Origin of the sequence: Nonomuraea turcica, assembly GCF_030718205.1 — a bacterium.
Lineage (GTDB): Bacteria > Actinomycetota > Actinomycetes > Streptosporangiales > Streptosporangiaceae > Nonomuraea.
The window spans coordinates 1-18390 of record NZ_JAUZQF010000049.1 but is presented as its reverse complement, the minus strand read 5'-3'; the positions used below and the strand labels follow the sequence as shown (position 1 = coordinate 18390).

The following is an 18390-nucleotide window of genomic DNA, read 5'->3' as shown; positions in this document are numbered from 1 at the left end:
CGCATGATGACGGCCGCCGCCATGGTCGCCGCGCTCGCCCTTCCCGCCCAGCCCGCCGCCGCACAGGCGGGCACGACGTACTACGTCGACGCGGCCGGCGGCGACGACGCGGCCGGCGGCCAGGACGAGGCGCACGCCTGGAAGAGCCTGGACAAGGTGAACGCCACCACGTTCGCCCCCGGCGACCGCATCCTGCTGCGCGCGGGACAGCGGTGGACCGGCCAGCTGTGGCCCAAGGGCTCGGGCGAGAGCGGCGCGCCCATCACCGTCGACCGGTACGGCGAGGGCGGCAAGCCGCGCGTCGACGGCGCCGGCCAGGTCGGCGACGCCGTCCGGCTGTTCAACCAGGAGCACTGGACGATCCGCAACCTGGAGGTCACCAACGAGGTCCCGCCCACCGGCACCCCGGGTGACAACCTGCGCGACCTGCGCGGCGTGCACGTCTCCGGCGACAACAGCCAGACCCTCGACGGCTTCGTCATCGACGGCGTCGACGTGCACGACGTGACGGGCCAGGTCAACTGGATCGGCGGCAGCATCGAGAACAACGCGCCCGGCGTGCGGTTCCAGACCGGCTGGGACGGCTCGAAGAAGACCGGCGGCATCGTCTTCGACACCACCGTGCCCGACATCCACAACCCCCCGGACCGGGCCACCGTGCTCAACGACGTGGTGATCCAGAACTCCACGGTGCGTAACACGTCGTTCGCCGGCATCGTCGTCAAGCAGTACACCGGGGACGGCAAGAACGACGCCGGCCAGACGATCGCCACGCCCACGGGCTGGGGCACCCGGCAGAGCCCCGACGATCCGAAATTCACGCCGCACACGAACATCGTCATCAGGAACAACTACGTCACCCAGGCCGACACGGCGTACGGCTGCAACGGCATGTACGTCACCAACGTGCGCGGCGCGCTGATCGAGCGCAACGTCGTCTACCGCACCGGCACCTCCGGCATCGAGACGTACTACGCCGACGACGTCACGTTCCAGTTCAACGAGGTGTACGAGACGCAGCAGAAGGCAGGCGGCGCCGACTCCAACGGCATCGACCCGGACAAGGGCACCACGCGGCAGGTCGTCCAGTACAACTACCTGCACGGCAACGGCGACGGCGTGCTGCTGTGCCAGTTCGCCTTCGGGGACGCGATCGTCAGGAACAACGTGATCGCCGGCAACTCCCGCTACCAGATCTACCTTCACTCGGACCGGGCCGCCACCGCGCAGATCTACAACAACACGATCTACAACGACAGATCCGCATATCTGATCTACGGGTACGGCAGCTACCTCGACGCCCGCTACACCATCACCAACAACGTCCTGTACTCGACGCGAGCCGCGGCGACCCTGACGACCAGCCCGACCATCACCTACAGCCACAACCTCTACGGCGGCGCGGACCTCGCGGTCCCGGCCCGCGACAAGGACGCGGTGGTCGCGGATCCGAAGTTCGCCGCCGCCCCGCTCGACGGCCCCTCCGGCACGCCGGAGACCGGGCCCCGGCTGGAGACCGCGCACGGCCTGCGCGTCACCTCGGGATCGCCGGCGATCGACTCGGGCGCCGAGATCACCGGGAACGGCGGCCGCGACTATGCCGGCGCCACCCTCTACAACGGCGGCCCGGACGTCGGCGCCTTCGAGTACGCCACCGCCGAGGGCGCGACGGCCGAGGCCGTCATCGGCACCGTACGCACCCCGTCCGGCGCCCCGATCAGCGGCGCGAGCGTCACCGCGGCCGGCGTGACGGCCACCACCGGATCCGACGGAAGATTCACGCTGGCGAGCATCCCGTTCGCCGACGGCGTCGAGGTCACCGCCACCAGGAACGGCTACCAAAGCGTCTCCGAGACGGTGAACGTGCGCTTCGGCAACACCACCACCGTCCACCTCACCATGGCCTCGACCAGCGTGGTCGGCACGATCACCGGCCGGGTGCTGGACCAGGCCGCCCAGCCGCTGCCCGGCGCGAGCGTCACCGTCAAGGACGGCGACCAGACCCTCGGCACCGCCACCAGCGGCGCCGACGGCGGCTTCACCGTGGAGAACGTGCCGGTGGGGGAGGGCTACACGCTCCGCGCCGAGGCCGGCGGGTACGTCGCAGTGACCCGGTCCGGGCTGCGCGTGGAGGCCGCCACGGCGACCGACGCGGGCTCCCTCCTCCTGGTCCGCCCGATCCCGTCCTACGTGGCCGTCCACGACTTCAACGACCTGCCCACCGGGCCTCTGACCAGCGGCAACGGCCTCACCGTGAGCGCCGCCGGCGGGAGCGCCGAGGTCACGGACGACAAGGGCGTGCTGCTCACGCGCACGGCGAACAGCGGCAGCACCAGCGTGTCCCGCACGTTCGCGCTGAAGGGCATCGTGACCGTGGAGGCGAACGTCATGAGCCGGCAGGCCTACACCTCCGGCAACCACTGGTGGGCCGTTCCCTACATCAGGAACACCAACGGCCAGAACGCCGTCAGCGTGGCCTTCACCAAGAACACGATCGTCGCCTACGCGGGGGCCACGACCCGGACGGTCGGCACGTACGAGCCCGGCCGCTGGTATCACGTCGCCGCAGTGATCGACACCGTCAACCAGCGCTTCGACCTGCTGCTCGACGGCCGCCGCGTCCTGGAGGGCGCCGCGTTCAGAAACCCGATGGACTCCGTCGCGCAGATCGACTACTACGCCAACAGCACCAACTACGGCAGCATCGACCTCGACGACATCCGGGTCTCCCAAGGCGTGGGACTGGCCCGCGACGACACCGCCCTGCTCAGCGTCGACACCAGCCAGGGCGCGCCCGACGGCGACCTGGTGCTCGACGTGCCCGCGCGGGTCGGCGAGGTCGAGGTGACCGCCGTGGCCCGCAGCCCGTTCGCCACGTCGGTCGCCATCGACGGCGAGCGCACCGCGGGCGCCCAGGCCACGCGGCGGATCACGCTCGGCGACACCGGCGCGGACGTCCGCATCGTGGTCACCGCCGAGGACGGCACGGAGGGCGCCCACACCCTGCGGATCAAGCGGCGGTCACTGGCCCAGGACACCACGTTGTCCGCCCTCGTCCCCGACGCGGGCACCCTCGACCCGGCCTTCGACCCGGACGTCCATGCGTACGAGCTCGCCATCCCCGGGGACCGCGTCGCCTTCACCCCCACCGCGCTCAACCCCCGCTCGGCCATCACGGTCCAGGACCTTGCGGTCACCAGCGGGACGAAGTCGCCGGCGATCACCGTTCCCGCCGAGATCGCCATCAAGGTGGTCTCGGAGGACGGGACGGCGGACACGACGTACAAGGTCAAGGTCACCGGCCCTGGGCTGCCCCAGGACGGCGCCACCGCGCCGCCCGCCCGCGCCGCGCTCTCCACCACGAGCGGCAGGCGGCACGGCCTCCACGACGGCACGTACGACGTGACCATGAACCTCTGGTACGGCGTCAACGGCAGCGTCTTCATCCTGTACGAGAACGGCAAGGAGCTCGCCAGGCGCGACCTGACCCCGAAGACCCCGTCGGCACAGCAGTCCACGATCCCGATCAGCGGCAGGAAGAACGGCACGTACCTCTACACCGGCGAGCTGCTCAACCAGGCGGGCCGCACCGCCACCACGTCCGTGAAGGTCGAGGTGAGCGACGCCAACCCCGGCGAGCCCGTGCTGAGCTCCGACAACTGGGACGGCGACGGCGACTACACGATCCGCATGAACATGTGGTGGGGCACGAACGCCACCACCTACCGCCTCTACGAGGACGGCGTGCTCATCGACACCCAGCGGCTCGACGCCGCAACCCCAGCCGCCCAGAGCGCCGCCACTGTGCTCCAAGATCGGCCGGTCGGCACGCACACGTACGTGGCCGAGCTGGAGAACGCGGCAGGCGTCACCAGGAGCGAACCATTGACGCTGGTGACAAGATGACCGGTATGGATGACGGGTGGAAGACTCTTTCCTCCCCGCCGACCCTGCACGACGTCGCCAGGGAGGCCGGCGTCTCCATCGCCACGGCGTCGCGCGCGCTCAACGGCAGCGTGCGCAACGTCAGATCGGAGAACGCCACCCGGGTCCGCGCGGCGGCGGCCAAGCTCGGTTACGAGCCGCACCTGTCGGCGCAGGCCATCGCCAGAGGCTCCACCAGGACCGTCGCGCTGGTGGTCCGGGACGTGGCCGACCCCTACTTCTCCTCCATCGCCGCCGGGGTCACCCAGGCGGCGGAGTCCGCCCAGCTCATCGTCACCATGGCGGTGGCGGACGGGTCGCCCGAGCGGGAGCTGGAGATCGTCAAGACGCTGCGGGGGCAGCGGCCCCGCGTCATCATCGTCGCGGGCAGCCGCATCGAGGGCACGGCCACGAGGGACGCGCTGGTGGAGGAGCTGGAGGAATACCAGACGGCCGGCGGGCGGGTCGTCGTGATCAGCCAGCGGGATCTGCCGTTCAGCACCGTCTCCATCGACAACCACGGCGGTGCGGGACGCCTCGCGCGGGCCCTGCTCGGCGCCGGCTACCGGCGCTTCGCCGTCTTCCACGCGCCTGCCGAGATCCGCACGTCCAGCGACCGCCACGCCGGTTTCCTGGCCGCCCTGCGTGAGGCCGGGGCCTCCGACCCGGTCGCGATCCAGACTGGCTTCACCAGGGCGGGCGGCTACGACGCCGCTCGCCGGCTGGTGGAGCGGGGGTTGGCGGATGTGGAGGCGGTCTTCGCGGTCAACGACGTCATGGCCATCGGCGCCATGACGGCCTTCCGCGACGCCGGGGTGGTACCCGGGGCGGACATCGGGGTGGCGGGGTTCGACGACATCGGCTCGGCGGTGGACGTGGTGCCCGCGCTGACGTCGGTGGCGGTGCCCCTGCGCGAGGCGGGCCTCGCCGCGATGCGGCTCGCGCTGTCCGGTGAGGACAGGACCGACATCTGCCTCCCGGCCGACGTCGTCCTACGCGAAAGCACCCCGCCCCGCCTGCCGGCGTGATGCCGTCCGCGGTCGCGGACCCCACTCGCCCGTGCCCGGCCGCCCACGGCCCCGCGACCGAAAATAGGCGCGGGCGGGCGGACGCGCACGGCATGATCACACCCATGGGTTATGAGGAGCTGATCGACGAGGCGCTGACGACATCGTTCGAGGGCTGGGACTTCACCGTGTTCCGCGGCCGCGTCACCTACGACGGCACGCTGCCCTGGGACTACGAGCAGCTGGTCCGCGACCGGCTCCCCAAGGCGTCGGCGCTGCTCGACCTCGGCACCGGAGGCGGCGAGCTCCTGGCTTCCTTCGCCCCGCTCCCACCCCGCACCGTGGCCACCGAAGGCTATGCGCCGAACGTCCCGGTCGCCCGCCGCCGCCTGGAGCCGCTGGGCGTCGAGGTGACGGAGACCATCGGGCCGTTGCCTGACGGCTCGTTCGACCTGATCATCAACCGCCACGAGGCGTACGAGCCGTGCGAGATCCGCCGCCTCCTGGCCGGCGGCGGCACGTTCGTCACCCAGCAGGTCGCCGGCCGCGACCTCGAAGAGATCAACGAGGCGCTGGGCGCCCCGCCGCACCGGAGCCGCGCCTGGGACCTCGCCACCGCGACCGCCGGACTGTCCGGACTGGACGTCACTTGGAGCCAGGAGGGGTGCTTCACCACCACGTTCCACGACATCGGCGCGCTTGTGCTGTTCTTGCGGGTCGTCTCCTGGCAGGTCCCGGGCTTCGACGTGGACAGGTACGGCGCCCGGCTGCGCGCGCTGCACACCGACATGGAGGACGGCCGCCCCCTACGCGCGACCTCCCACCGCTTCGTCGCTCAGTACGTCCAGGTGTAACGCAGCTCGGCCTGCCACGCTTGTGCCGCAGCTCCAGCGGCCCGCCCACGTCGCCGTTGCCGCGGTTGTTGTCCTTCCAGATCTCGAACTGTGGATGTTCCACTTCACGTAATGCTGGCGGCCGTCGAGCGACGGCAGCGGCTTCATGTTCTGGCAGTCGCCGACGCGCTCGAACTTCTCGTAATTGGCCGGCGGCCACTTGGCGGGGTCGCCCCACCTGATGGAGGAGACGTTGCTCCGCGAATAGTCGCCGTACGTGCCCAGGTCGGCGGCGTGTGCCGTCAGAGCCGGGCGCTAGCGCCGGAACAACTCCAGCAACTCCTCCGCCCGTCCCGTGCGGGCGATCCACACCTCGCGGCCGCGGCGCTCCCGGGTGATCAGCCGTCCGGCTCGTAGCCGGTCGCAGTGGTACGTGAGCCCGCTCGGCGCGATCATCATGTCGGTCGCCAGCATGGACATGGTCATCGGCTGGTCGAGCGCGCAGAGCAGGTCCGCGCGGACCGGGCCGATCAGCAGCGGCACCAGGACGATCTTGCGGTTGCCGAGCTCGTGCCTGTCCCGCTCCGTGCCGTGGATGAGCAAGCCGCGCTCGCCGTACACGATGCGGCTGGTCAGCGAGGCCAGCAGCAGCTCAGGCCCGCCGCGCACGGTGGCCACCCCGACCCGCTCGACCTCCCTGTCCAGCAGCGGGCGGGCACGCCTCCACAGCGGCTCGGCGCTCTTCCAGACGTCGGCGACGGCGCCGGCGTAGCCGTGCAGCCAACGGGCGGGCCGCTCGGCGGCCGGCCGCCAGCGGACGGGCGGCAGCCCACGGCCGAACGTCCGCTCCAGGTCCGCGATCAGGCCGTCGGGCGGGAGGTCGCGCAGGGCGCTGAGCTGCTCCTGGACGGAGACGTCCCCGTTGACGGGGGAGAGCGGCACGAGGCTGTCGGGCGCGATCGAGCGGCCGGGTGCGGCCAGTGGGCGCACGGCCTCGTGCCCGAGCCCTCCGACGCCCGAGCTGAGCGCCCTGCGCCAGACCTCGGGCAGGCCACGGCGGCGGCCCGCGAGGGCATCGGCGATCAGGGCGAGGGCGGTCAGATGAGGAGAGAGCGAGATGGACAGGTGGGGCGTGGAGCTCACGCGGAGTGAAGTTACGTGTGTGCCCTAATTTCTGACTTAAAACGCCCTTACAAGACGTGGGTTTCTTGCTCCGAAGGGTAAGCAACCCATCGCCGTGTGGAGGAAGTTCTATCCACCGGCGTTCGTGAACCGGTGGCCGGAGGCACCGCCGGGATGGCAGGCTGCCCGCATCCGCCCTGGTTGTCTGGGGCGGGACCTTCGCAGTGTTCACGGAAGGAATCCGGCATGACGCATGACGCCGGCCGCGTCGCGGCCAAGCGGATCAACGACCACGTGGAGCTCGTCCACGTTGACAACCCCGACGTGGTGTTCGAGGTCCCCCGCCACGACTGGGAGGCGTTCACCACGGCGGTCAAGTCGGGCGCGTTCGATCTCAGAACGCTGGAGCGCGACGCCGAGGAGAACGTGGCCTGACCACTTTTCCCAGCCGCACAAAGGGCGCCCGCTCTCAGCGCAGGAGAGCGGGCGCCGCCATTGCGCAGGGCTACGGGAGGCGGAGCTCGGCGAACACGCCACGGTGATCGGTGCCGGGCACGTCCGCGACCTCGACCCGGCGCACGCTCACCCGCCGGTCGGCCACGACGTGGTCGATGGCGATGATGGGCGGGATCGCCCGGCCGGTCGGCCACGTCGGGACCAGGCCCTTGCCCACCTGGTCGGCCGCGTCCACATAACCGCGGCTCAGCAGGTCGCGGAAGGCGCGGTGGTCGAGGCTCGCGTTGAAGTCGCCGGCCAGCACCCGGATCGCGGAGGGAGTGGCGGCAGGCAGGCCGCCCAACGCGGCGTTCCACTCCTCCTCCATGCGGCCCAGCGGCGGGTTGGGGTGAATGGCCACGATCTCGACCTTGCTCCCGCCGGGCAACGCCATAGTGGCGGCGGGCATGTTGTGCCCGATCGGGGTGAACAGCCCGGTCAGCTCGCTCACCGGGTGCTTGGCGTAGATGCCGCTGCCGGTCGCACCGAACTCCTCCTGCAGCACCCGGTGCGGCAGCAGCTGCTTCAGCCCGGCCGTGTCCAGCCGCTCCACCGCGTCCGGGGTCAGCTCCAGCGCGGTGAAGACGTCGACGTCGTGCCGCCGCACCAGGTCGACCACGGTCTGGGCGTCGCCGCGGCCGAACAGGTTGACCGTCAGCACGCGCAGCGGCGCGCCGTCGGCCGCGGGCTGCTCCGCGCTGGTCAGCCGTGGCGCCACGCAGGCGACCATGACCACGCAGGCGAGCGCGGCCATGAGCGCGGCCGGCCGGTTACGCCTGATCAGCAGGAGCGCGGTCAGCGCCGCCAGCACCGCGCCGTACGGCGTCACGGTCATCAGTTGCGTGACGAACGAGCCCTGCTCCAACCCCCCGGCCCTGATCGCCGCCCACAGCGCCAGCAGCACGACGATCGTCCAGGACAACCATCGCCTGCGTCGCCGGCGTTTCGGCGCCGGCTCCTCCGCCGCGGCCTGCTCGGTCCCGACCGTCGTGCTCACTCCGCCGTCCTGTCCCCGATTGGCATCACGACTTGAAGCTTAAACGGATCCAGTGCCCGGCGCGGTGGTCAGCGCTTACGGCCCACTCCGCCGTACATCCAGGTCGCGGTGTCGGGGAAGAGCGGGGTGTCGCGCCATTGGGAGACCCCGACGAGGCCCGGCTCGATCAGGTCGAACCCGTCGAAGTAGCGGGCGATCTGCTCGCCGGTGCGCGGCGTGCGGTGCATCGCCTGGCTCCGGGTCGCCGCCAGGTAGTCGTCGGCGGTCTGCTGGGACACGAGGTCGAGCGTCAGGTGGCTCAGCACCAGATAGCTGCCGGCGGGCACGGCGTCGGTGAACGCCTTGACGATGCCGGCCGGGTCGTCCTGATCCGGGATGTGCATGAGGATCGCGACCATCACGAGCCCGATCGGCCGGCTGAAGTCCAGCGTCTGGCGTACCTCGGGGTGGTCGAGGACGGCGCGCGGGTTCCTGGCATCGGCTTCGATGTACGCGGTCCTGCCCTGGGGCGTGCCGCTCAGCAGGGCCCGGGCGTGGGCCATCACGATGGGGTCGTTGTCGACGTAGACCACGCGCGCGTCCGGCGCCTCGGCCTGCGCGATCTCGTGCACATTGCCCTGAGTCGGGATGCCCGTGCCGAGGTCGAGGAACTGCCGGACGCCGAGCTGCGTGAGGTGGCGCACGGCCCGGCCGAGGAAGGCCCGGTTGTTCCTGGCGCTCTCGCGGACCCCCGGCACCGCGGCCATGGTCGCCTCGGCCACCCGGCGATCAGCCTCGAAGTTGTCCTTGCCGCCCAGCCAGTAGTCGTAGACGCGGGCCGAGTGGGGGATGTTCGGATTGATCCCGTTTGGTGCGCTCACGATCAGAATCCTAGGTCATCAGAACGCCACATCCGCGATGATGACCGTGGCATCCTCCTTCGGCTCGGCGGCGGCGAGCTCGTCGTACATCCGGTCCAGACACGCCGCCGGGGACGAGCCCGCGGTGAAGAGCTCCGCCATGCGCTGGGGCCCGAGGGCCCGGACGACGCCGTCCGTCACGATGACCACCCGGTCGCCGGGGTGGATGGACACCGCGCCCACCTCGGGATTGAGCGCCGACGGCAGGCCGAGACCGCGCAGCAGCGGGCCGTCGCCGAAGGAGTGCGCCGTGGTGAGCGGCACGGGCGCGGCGCCTTTCACGCAGTGCCAGATCGCACCGTTGCCGACGTGGGCGAAGCGCAGGCGCGGGCTCTCGCCGGGATCGAGGACGATCACATCCAGGGTGCTGACCAGGTCGCGCCCGGCCGGTTCGCGCAGGGCCGCCGTACGCACCGCACGGTGCGCCGTCTGCGCGCACTCGTCCAGGTCCTCCTCCCGCCTCCCGGGGGGCCGGGCTGCGACCACGGCGCCCAGAGCCACGGCGGCGGCCGTGTGACCCGGCTCCGCGCCGGCCGCGCCGTCGGCCACCGCGACGAGCCGCTCCTGCACGACGTACGCGTCCGATGCCCGGTCGTGCGTGCCCTCGTACGTGCCGCCCACCGCCACCAGCCGCGGGCGGGTCACCGGCATGCCGGCCGGCCACTGCCCGCGCTTGCCGCGGCCGGTCATCACGGACAGGCAGCCGATCATAAACGAGATCACGAAGAGCGTCATGGGTCCCCTCCCACCGCGGTTGTCGCGGCCCGCGCCTAGTAGACGCCCATGCGCGGCGAAACGACTGACGGCCGTTCGGCCGTCGTAGCGCTCCATGACGGCCGATCAGCCGTCGTGCCGCCCCGGGGGACGGTGCACCAGGGTGTGAGGTGCGGTGCACGCCGCAGGAAAGCCGGGCCTAGGAAAAGAGCCATGCGACCCATGACCTCATCCCTCGTCACGACCGCGGCACGCACCTTCGGATTCATCGGAGAAACCCATTCCTGTTTCTTTTTACCCACCCTGCGCTGCGTTATCGTGAGACCCGTCTTGTGCTCCCAGCGTGTGCGGACGGCCCATGGCTCACCCCGGTTCCACGAGGTACGACTCGGCGACCAGGCAATTGGAAAAGGCCACCGCGCGCACCGGTGCCGGCGCACGCAGTGCGGTGGGCGTGGTGGCGGTCATTTCGGCGGCGTTCGGCGCCGTCGCGCCGGTTTCCTTGTCGTGGCTGGCGCCCATGCTGGCGGTCCACCTGGTGTGGACGGCGTTGTTCGTGCGCGTGTGGTGGCGCAATGTGCCGCTGCCCCACTGGCTGGTGGCCGGTGATGTCGTCATCACGGTCGCGTTGTGCTTCGCGCAACGTCATCTCGTCGCCGGCGAGGCGCTCGTCACGGGGTCGAGCTGGGTCGCGGGGACGGTCACGATGACCATCGTCATCGCCGGGATCACCTGGAAACCGAAGGTGGTCGTCCCCGTGGGGCTGGTCGTGGCGGGGGCCTTCGCGGCGGGCGTACGCATCGCCTCTCCCTCCCAGGACATGGCCGGCACCCTGGGGATCCACCTCGTGCAGTTGCTCGCCATCGTGATGCTGATGACGCTGCTGCGCCGCTCGGCCGCCGCGACCGACGCCTTCCTGGAGCGGAGCGTACGCACCGACATCTCGCGCATGGTGGAGCGGCTGCGCCGCGAGGACGAGCTGAAGCAGGTCGGCAGCATCCACGAGACCGCGCTGCACACGCTCACGATGGTCGGCCTGGGCACCTACGACGAGCCGTCGCCCACGCTCAAAGCCCAGGTCAGGACCGATCTGGCGGCGCTGGAGAAGCTGCGGGACACCCCGCGTGCCGACTCGGCCCTCATCGCCCTGGACACGCTGCTGGACGAGGTCGCCGGGCGGGCCACCGGCCTGGAGGTGCGCCGGGATCTCACGCCGGAGACGGTGCCGGGCACCGTCGCCGAGCGCTTCGCCCGCGCCGTCACCGAGGCCCTGGCGAACATCGCCCTGCACGCCGGCGTCCGCGAGGCCGAGCTGATCTCCCGCAGGCGCGACGGCGAGATCCTGGTGGAGGTCGCCGACGCGGGCCGCGGATTCGACCAGGACCAGCTGCCACCCGACCGGTTCGGCGTGCGCGGATCGATCCTCGACATGATGCGCTCCCTGCCGAACGGCGGCGCTGAGATCTCCTCCGGCGCGCAGGGCACCCGCGTGAGCCTGTGGTGGCGGCCATGACGGAAGAGATCGAGCAGGTAGCGCAGCGATACGCCCGCTTCACCGCACTGGGCGCCGCGGTCATCGCGGCCGTGTGGCACCTGGGGTACGACCTCACCGTCACGATCACCGGCTGGTCCGCCTTCCGCTGGCCCTGGCTGGCCTTGGCCGCCTGGATCGCCTACTCCGCGATCTTCGTGGTCGCCCTGCGGTCGCTGACGGGCACCTCGCGCGGCCCTGCCAGGATCGGCGAGCTCGCCCTCGCCACGCTGGCCATCGACGTCGCGGTGATCCTGTCGCTCCGCCCCGGCGAATTGCTCGGCATCAGCGACTGGGCGTGGGGCTCCGTCGGCTGGATCGCCGTCATGCTGGTGTGGGGGCGGCCCCGCTGGCGGGCCGAGCTGATCGCCTTCCTAGCCGCCAACGCCGGCATCATGCTGTCGGCCATGATCCTGACCGGGACACTCGACCGCGTGTCCATCTCCAAATACCTGGTGGTCATCGCCGGCGGCGTCACCATGCAGCTCGGCTACGCGTGGGGCTGCCGCATGCTGCTGGCCCGCGCCGAGGACGCCGTGGTGCTGGCCCGCCGGCTCGCCGCCGACGACGCCCTGCGCCAGTCCGCCCAGCGCATCCACGCCGACCGGCTGCGCAGGTATGCCGCCATCCGCGACGTGGCCGAGTCACTGCTCCACCAGCTCGGCGACGGCGCCGACCCCGGCGACCCGCGCGTGCGCGAGGACTGCACGGCCGGGGCCATGCGGCTGCGCCGGCTCATCACCGAACGGGAGGACGTACCCGACGAGCTGGTGTCCGCGCTGCGCGAGCGCATCGAGGCGGCCGAGCGGCGCAAGGTCATGGTGACCGCGCCGCCGTTCGGCGATTACCTGCCCGGCCTCCCCGACGGCGTGCGCGAGGATCTCCTCAGGGCGCCCATCCGGGCGCTCGACGGCGCCAGGTCGCGGGCGCGGGTCACTGTGTCCGCGATGTCCACCATGGTGAGCGTGGCCGTCGTGGCCGACAACGACGACCTGCCCATCAGCGCCGCACCCGTCCAGGAGCCGAGCGGCGTCGTCGTCACCTATCAGCGGCAGGGAGGGGAGGTATGGGTCAACAGCATCTGGCAAGGCCCGTGACGGTCGCCCTGGTGGAGGATCACCAGGTCGTGGTGGACGGGGTGCGGTCCTGGTTCGCGAGCTCCGGGCCCACGGACCTCTCGCCGAGCCCGGTCGAGCTGGTCGCCCAGGGGCCCACGATCGAGTCGGTCCTCGGCGCCGACGCCGACGTGCTGCTGCTCGACCTCAACCTCAACGGCACCATGGTCATCGACCGGGTGGCCGAGCTGTGCCAGGGCGGGCAGCGGGTCATCGTCTTCTCCGAGCATGAGGAGCCGGAGACGGTACGCGCCGTGCTGGACTCGGGCGCTTCGGCGTTCATCGGCAAGGGCCGGGCCACCCGCGAAACCTGCGTCGAGACCATCCTGGAGGTGGCCGCCGACCGGCCCAGCGTGACGCCGCCGATGGCGCAGGCGATCGCGACGGACGAGCGGCCGCACCGGCCGCAGCTGTCGGACAAGGAGCGGGCGGCGTTGCTGTTCTGGTTCCAGTCGATGTCGAAGGCGTCGGTGGCGGCGCGGATGGGGATCAAGGAGCGGACCGTGCGCCAGTACATCGACCGGGCCCGCGTCAAGTACGCCGCAGCCGGCCGACCCGCCCCCACCAAGGAGAAACTCCTGATCTGCGCCATCCAGGACGGGCTCATCCAGCCCGACGAGGTCACCATCTACACGTCCCTGGCCGCCAAGACGCCCCCTGACCAGGGATGAAAGCTCCTGGGCCTCGGGCCTACCGGCAGGAGGGGGCCGGCAGGACCGGGGTCCAGGTCATCGGCGCACGCGCAGCTCGGCAGGATCAAAACTGACGGGGAAAGGCGTCGTCAAGGTCGCGACGGTACCGGCCTTGTAGACGGTCGGAGGGGGAGGGATACGGACAGTGGCGCCGCGGCTCCTGGCACAAGGCCCGCCACGTGTCACCCGGGCATCGCAACTACCTGTTCAGCGCCAAGCAGCCGGTGACGGCCTGCCGGGCGCACCGGCCCGCGCCTCAGCTGGAGGTGAGGGCTGAGAGCTTTTGAGGCTCAAAGGGCGGCTCCGGAATCGAAGACGCGCCACCTTTCGCCTGGGGCGTTCCTGCCGATCAGATAACCCCAGTCCACCTTCCCTTCCGGGTCTCGGGGCAGGCCACTCTCCGTGCGGGACGTGAGACGGAACTTCACCCACACTGCGGCGACCTCGCGAAACTCACGACGTTCCAGGCCTTCGGCAGCGGCTCGTTGGAGAACCAGGCCGTCGATGCGCTGCCAATTGCAGTAGGGTGCCCCGACCACGGATCGTTCGCGTTCGGTGAACGCGGGGACGGCCAGCTTCTCCATCGTGTCGACGTCGCGAGCGACCAGCGTCTCCAGGTAGGCGCGGACGACCGCCTCCGGTGCGGCGTCCGGGCCGGGCAGGGCGACCCGCCGCTCCGGCCCGGCCAACAGCTGGCATGCGTACACCTGACAGGAGGCGCAGACCACGGTCACGGCGACCCCGAGCGCGGACGCGAGTACCACGGCGCCCAGGACGACGCCGATCCTGCGCCGGATCGGATTTCCGCTCACGTGGGTGTCCTTTCCCGTCGGCGGAGAGCGGTGCGCGAGGGCGTGGGTGCCCTCGCGCGCGTGCTCACCAGTTGACGCGAATCGCGTAGACCTTCATGTTCGGGTACTTCTTCTTCCCCGCGGTCATTCCATCAACGAGCGATCGCCACTGGTACGTCGGTTGATGTTGTGCGTAATACACGCCCTTCCAGGATTTCGACGACTTCTTGCTGACAACGGACACGTGGCCGAAGACGTTGTTGCCGTGCCAGTCGATCAGGAGGAGGTCGCCGACTCCGACGTCCGCCCACGAGCGGACCCAGCTGGCCCGGCCCCGCGTCTTGATGAAGTGGAGGTAGAAGTTGTGCGCGGCGGACCAGGAGTAGGAGCTCAGGAACCGCCTGGGCCACGACTGGTACCACCAGCGGGGGTCCTTGCGCTGGCTCAGCGCGCCGAGCGCGCTCGGCGGCACGGCCATCTTCACCCCGCCTCCGCGGTAGAGGGCCTTGGAGGCGAAGTTCGCGCAGTCGTTGTCGAAGTCGTACGGCTCGGTGTGTGCGTTGTTGACCGCCCACGTGGCGATGGCCTGGCGGTTCACGGCCGCCGTGGCGACGCTCTGCCGGGTACGAGCCGTTTCGACCGGGTAGCCATTCTGGTCGACGGGCAGGGGCGCCGCGTCGTCGGGCAGCGGCGGCACCGGGGTGCCCGCGGGCAGGGCGTTGAGCTCCCCCGCCCGGCCGTCGGGATGGTCCGCGCCGGCCGCCTGCGACCGTACGAGCCCGATCTTGTCCGTCGCTGCGTTGAACACGAAGGCCCGCGCCAGCAAGCTGGGGTCCTCGCTAATCTCCTCGTTCGCGGTGCCGGCCTCGATGGTGGTGCGGACGGTCTCCTTGACCTCCGCGTGAACGGTGACCTGACCGGTGTCGGCGCGGTGGGAGACGAGCACGTCGTCCAGTGTCTGAGCCACGCTGGTCCGGTCGAATCGCTGTTCGGCGGACTGCGCGGCCCAGTCGATCAGGTCGGCGCCCTCCGCGTGGAGGCTCGCGCGGATCAGCGTCGCCCGCGTCTTGCCAGTGAGAGCCTGGTCCACCGTCGTGCTGTCGCCCTGCGCCAGCTCGTTCCTGGCCTGCTGGTACTGGCGGACCGCCTCGATGTACTGCTGGCCGCCGCCGGGGACGGGACTTGGCGTGAAGGCGGCCGAGGTCGTCCAGGAGCCGGCCGCCGTGGCGTTCACCGCCCGGACCTGGGCTCGGTACGCCGTCCCGTTGGACAGGCCGGTGACGACCGCGTGGGTCTCCTTCGTGCTCAGGCTGTGGACTACGGCGCTGCTGCTGTTGATCACCTGGATGTCGTACTGGGAGATCCCGGCCGAGGAACCCTCGTCGGCGGGGGCCGCCCACGACAGGTGCACGCCTCCGTCTCCGCCCCTCGCGCTGACGGCCCCGACGGCGGCGGGGGCGGCGGCGGGGAGGTAGTCGATGACCAACTGCACCGGAGCGGACACGCCGGACGCGCCGAACGTCGCGACCGGGCTTCCCGGCTCGGCCTGCAGCGCTATCCCCTGGCCGGCCCCGGGCTGCTGGTCCCACACCTTCGCTATTTCCGTGACGTCGATCGCGGGCTGCCCGACGGTGGCCTGGACCGGCGGCTGTCCATCGACGAGCTCGGCCAGGCCCGCGCCTGTCGTCGCGTCGGTCACGTCCTCGGCCGTGGCGGTCGCGGAGATCTTCCTGTCGTTGACGCAGGGAGCGGCATCGCAGGCGGGCGTGCCCAGGTTCAGGACCGCGGAGGTGATCTGGGCTCCGCCGGGGAGCGCGCCCACGTCGGCGGACAGCCAGGTGATCCGCCGGTCGGCGGCGTCCCCTCCCACGACGATGGTAGAGCTCGGCTCCAGCGGGCAGGCCTGGCCCGCGCAGGCGTCCGCGGCGCTCTTCGCCGTTCTGATCGTGAGAGCGTCCTTGTCGATGGTGAGCCGGTGGGTTCCCATGGGCGGGGGCGACGACTGGGTGGGCACCGTAAAACTTCGTCCCGCGCTCTGCGGGGTGCAGGTCTCACTCGCACATGCCTGGAGTTTCCAGGTGTACGTCTGTCCCGCCTGGACCACGCCGTCAGGCAGGCGTAGGGCGATCTGGTAGGCGTCGGCCACCGTGCCCTCCCCGATCGGGCTCGGCCCTGCGGGGGCGCCGGTGCTGTCGTAGAGGAAGAACCTGCCGGTGACCTGCTTGCCCGAGGGCCTGGCGATCAGTCCCATGAGCACGGGATTGCCCGGATCGCTGAGGTCGGTGCCGACCGTCGCCGGGCTGTCGGGCGCGTCGGAGGTGATTCGGTACGCCGGGGTGGTGTTGCACACCGGCGGCGTGACGCCGGACAGGCAGGCCTTGACAGCGAGCTTGACGCTGTTCGCGTTGCCCAGGGCGACGTCGCGGGTGACCTGCTGGCCCGACCCGCCGACGTGGGGCGCGGGTAGGGAGACTGGGTTGACGTACTCGTCGACCGCCATCGAGTACTCGAGGTCCTCGCCGCCCGCGGAGCTGGAGGTGTACGTCAGCCCGACCGTGCTGTCCCGGACGACGGCGTCATTCCCGCGCAGGACGTCCACCTTGCCGAGCGAGATGGTGGGAGCCTCCGGAGCCAGCCAGTAGGTCACCGACAGCTTGGGCGTTCCGGCACCGCCCCATTCGGCGGAGTCGAAGACACGGCTGTAGTCGGGCCGCGTGGCGGACTCGTCCACGCCACGAAGCAGAACGCCGTAGTTGGGCGCGCCGTTCGCCCATGCCTGAGCGATACCGGGTATGGACCAGGTCATGTCCTGGCCTTCGGTGCAGCCCGCTGCGTCTCTGGCGACCGCCTCGCCTTCTTGGGTGGTGGCAGGCTGGGCGTTCCACTCTAGGATCAGTGGATCCCAGCTCGACGTGACACGCTGGGCCTTCAAGCCGGACTGGACGTCGCCGCATCCGGTCAGGAAGTGCTGCCGAAGCCGAAGGCTGGCGCTGTAGACCGTGCGACCGGCGAGGCCGGTGGCGTCAAATTTCAAGAACGTTCTGTCGATGCGGTAGGTGTCCTCGAAGGGATCCTGATAACCACCCGCCCACAGCTGGATGTCACTGTGCTGGGATTGGCCGTAGGTGGCGGAGTTCTCAATCCACGTGTCGTCCTGCAGGCCGAGTGTCACGTCCGGGTCGACCGTGACGGGGAAACGCGTCGAGGGGTCGTTGAGGAACGACATGCTGGGCTTGAGAACGACCGCGGCGTCGTCGCCCTTGCCTTCGACCGCCGTACGGACCTCGGCCTCGCGGGCTTGCGCAGTCCGCCGGGCGGTGTCGCGGTCCCACATACGCGGCTTGTTGCCGACACCCAGTTCCTTGCCCTTGCTGTCCTTCAGGACGAGAGCACCGTCGGAATCGGTACCCAGCGCTAGCCCGTCCGACTGGACCGGCATCCTGATCTCCAGAGGGCCGCTGGGCCGCTGACGGAGCTTGACGTTGAACCTGAAGCCGGACGCGAACGCGGTGACGACGAGATCTGCGCCCGGGCCTGCGGCGTTGGCGTACACAGCGGAGTTGCCGCTGACGGCGGGGCGAGGCAACGCCGTGGGCCAGTCGAGAGCGAGCTTGCCCTTTCCGGCGACGTCCACGGCTGCGAAGGGCTTGTCCTTGCCGCCTGTGGAGAACTCGACCTTCAGCTTCGGACTGGGGACGACGGGAGTGAGTGTGCCATCCCGTTCAGTGAGTGAGGGGTCGATCCACTTCCAGGATCCGTCATCCTGCTTTGCCCTGGCGGGGGCCGCATAGGTGTCCACGGTTATCTGACCGTTGGCGTGCGCCCATGTCCTGCTGGTTGGCGATGCGACGGCGAGCACCTCGATGGCGGCTCCTTGACGCCTCGCCTGCTGAACGGCCTCTCGCAGCGCGGCGTCCGGGTCATCCGGCTTTGGAAATGTCGTCAAGGATGGCGCGGACTTGTTGACTTTCGGATCGACTTGCGCCTCGGTCGGTAGGGCAATCAGGAAGAGCGAGGTCGCTGCAAACAACGCGGTCGCCGCAGCAAGTGTCCGGCGCGTTCTCCTACCGCCCCTGGGTAAGTTGACTAAGAAGTTCACTCACACCTCCATACGCGGGTGGACAAACATGAAAGTCTTACCTCAGAGGGCGTTCCGCGAGCTGATGCCCGCGATGTCGTAGTGTGATCGAGTGGATTTGTAGCGTTACCACCTATCGGCGGGTGCGCGTGTGCTGAGATGACCGGGTGAGCGAGCGCAAGCCGTACCCGA

General features: G+C 70.4%; 13 protein-coding genes. 7 read left to right on the top strand and 6 right to left on the bottom strand.

The window, feature by feature from the left end; all coding sequences use genetic code 11:
• Positions 1-3 precede the first annotated feature (3 nt).
• The 3 genes from Q9G87_RS57940 (at position 4) to Q9G87_RS57930 (ending at position 5785) form a co-directional block, all read left to right on the top strand.
• The gene (locus Q9G87_RS57940) at positions 4-3906 is read left to right on the top strand and encodes a carboxypeptidase regulatory-like domain-containing protein (protein WP_305925239.1); all 3903 of its coding nucleotides are present in this window, start codon (positions 4-6) and stop codon (positions 3904-3906) included.
• Between the two features lie 5 nt (positions 3907-3911).
• Positions 3912-4952, top strand: a complete 1041-nt coding sequence (locus Q9G87_RS57935) for a LacI family DNA-binding transcriptional regulator (protein ID WP_305925238.1) — start codon at positions 3912-3914, stop codon at positions 4950-4952.
• Positions 4953-5056: 104 nt separating this feature from the next.
• Positions 5057-5785, top strand: a complete 729-nt coding sequence (locus Q9G87_RS57930) for a class I SAM-dependent methyltransferase (protein ID WP_305925237.1) — start codon at positions 5057-5059, stop codon at positions 5783-5785.
• A 294-nt stretch (positions 5786-6079) separates the two neighbouring features.
• On the opposite strand, the gene Q9G87_RS57925 is transcribed toward Q9G87_RS57930, so the two are convergent.
• Positions 6080-6907 (bottom strand): ArsR/SmtB family transcription factor, encoded by an 828-nt coding sequence (locus tag Q9G87_RS57925; protein ID WP_305925236.1) that lies wholly within the window; start codon positions 6905-6907, stop codon positions 6080-6082.
• Between the two features lie 225 nt (positions 6908-7132).
• On the opposite strand from Q9G87_RS57925, the gene Q9G87_RS57920 reads away from it, so the two are divergent.
• Positions 7133-7321, top strand: coding sequence for a hypothetical protein (locus Q9G87_RS57920; RefSeq protein WP_305925235.1), 189 nt, complete (start codon positions 7133-7135; stop codon positions 7319-7321).
• 70 nt (positions 7322-7391) lie between these two features.
• On the opposite strand, the gene Q9G87_RS57915 is transcribed toward Q9G87_RS57920, so the two are convergent.
• From Q9G87_RS57915 to Q9G87_RS57905, 3 genes are all read right to left on the bottom strand, one after another.
• Positions 7392-8378 carry an endonuclease/exonuclease/phosphatase family protein gene (locus tag Q9G87_RS57915; protein WP_305925234.1) on the bottom strand — a complete coding sequence of 329 codons (987 nt, stop codon included), beginning with the start codon at positions 8376-8378 and terminating at the stop codon, positions 7392-7394.
• A 68-nt stretch (positions 8379-8446) separates the two neighbouring features.
• Positions 8447-9238 (bottom strand): SAM-dependent methyltransferase, encoded by a 792-nt coding sequence (locus Q9G87_RS57910; protein ID WP_305925233.1) that lies wholly within the window; start codon positions 9236-9238, stop codon positions 8447-8449.
• Between the two features lie 18 nt (positions 9239-9256).
• Entirely contained in the window at positions 9257-10012 is a 756-nt protein-coding gene (locus Q9G87_RS57905; protein WP_305925232.1) for a PP2C family protein-serine/threonine phosphatase, read from the bottom strand.
• A 337-nt stretch (positions 10013-10349) separates the two neighbouring features.
• Here Q9G87_RS57905 and Q9G87_RS57900 point away from each other — a divergent pair, with 337 nt between their 5' ends.
• From Q9G87_RS57900 to Q9G87_RS57890, 3 genes are read left to right on the top strand one after another with little or no spacing between them, the layout of a single operon-like run.
• Positions 10350-11504, top strand: coding sequence for a sensor histidine kinase (locus tag Q9G87_RS57900; protein ID WP_305925231.1), 1155 nt, complete (start codon positions 10350-10352; stop codon positions 11502-11504).
• Positions 11501-12619, top strand: coding sequence for a hypothetical protein (locus Q9G87_RS57895; RefSeq protein ID WP_305925230.1), 1119 nt, complete (start codon positions 11501-11503; stop codon positions 12617-12619). The genes Q9G87_RS57900 and Q9G87_RS57895 overlap by 4 nt, the downstream gene beginning before the upstream one ends.
• Positions 12589-13308, top strand: a complete 720-nt coding sequence (locus Q9G87_RS57890) for a DNA-binding response regulator (protein WP_305925229.1) — start codon at positions 12589-12591, stop codon at positions 13306-13308. The genes Q9G87_RS57895 and Q9G87_RS57890 overlap by 31 nt, the downstream gene beginning before the upstream one ends.
• A 311-nt stretch (positions 13309-13619) precedes the next feature.
• Here Q9G87_RS57890 and Q9G87_RS57885 read toward each other — a convergent pair whose 3' ends face one another.
• Both Q9G87_RS57885 and Q9G87_RS57880 read right to left on the bottom strand, forming a co-directional pair.
• Positions 13620-14141, bottom strand: coding sequence for a hypothetical protein (locus tag Q9G87_RS57885; protein ID WP_305925228.1), 522 nt, complete (start codon positions 14139-14141; stop codon positions 13620-13622).
• Positions 14142-14205: 64 nt separating this feature from the next.
• Entirely contained in the window at positions 14206-17979 is a 3774-nt protein-coding gene (locus Q9G87_RS57880) for a DNRLRE domain-containing protein (protein WP_305925227.1), read from the bottom strand.
• Between the last annotated feature and the right edge of the window lie 411 nt (positions 17980-18390).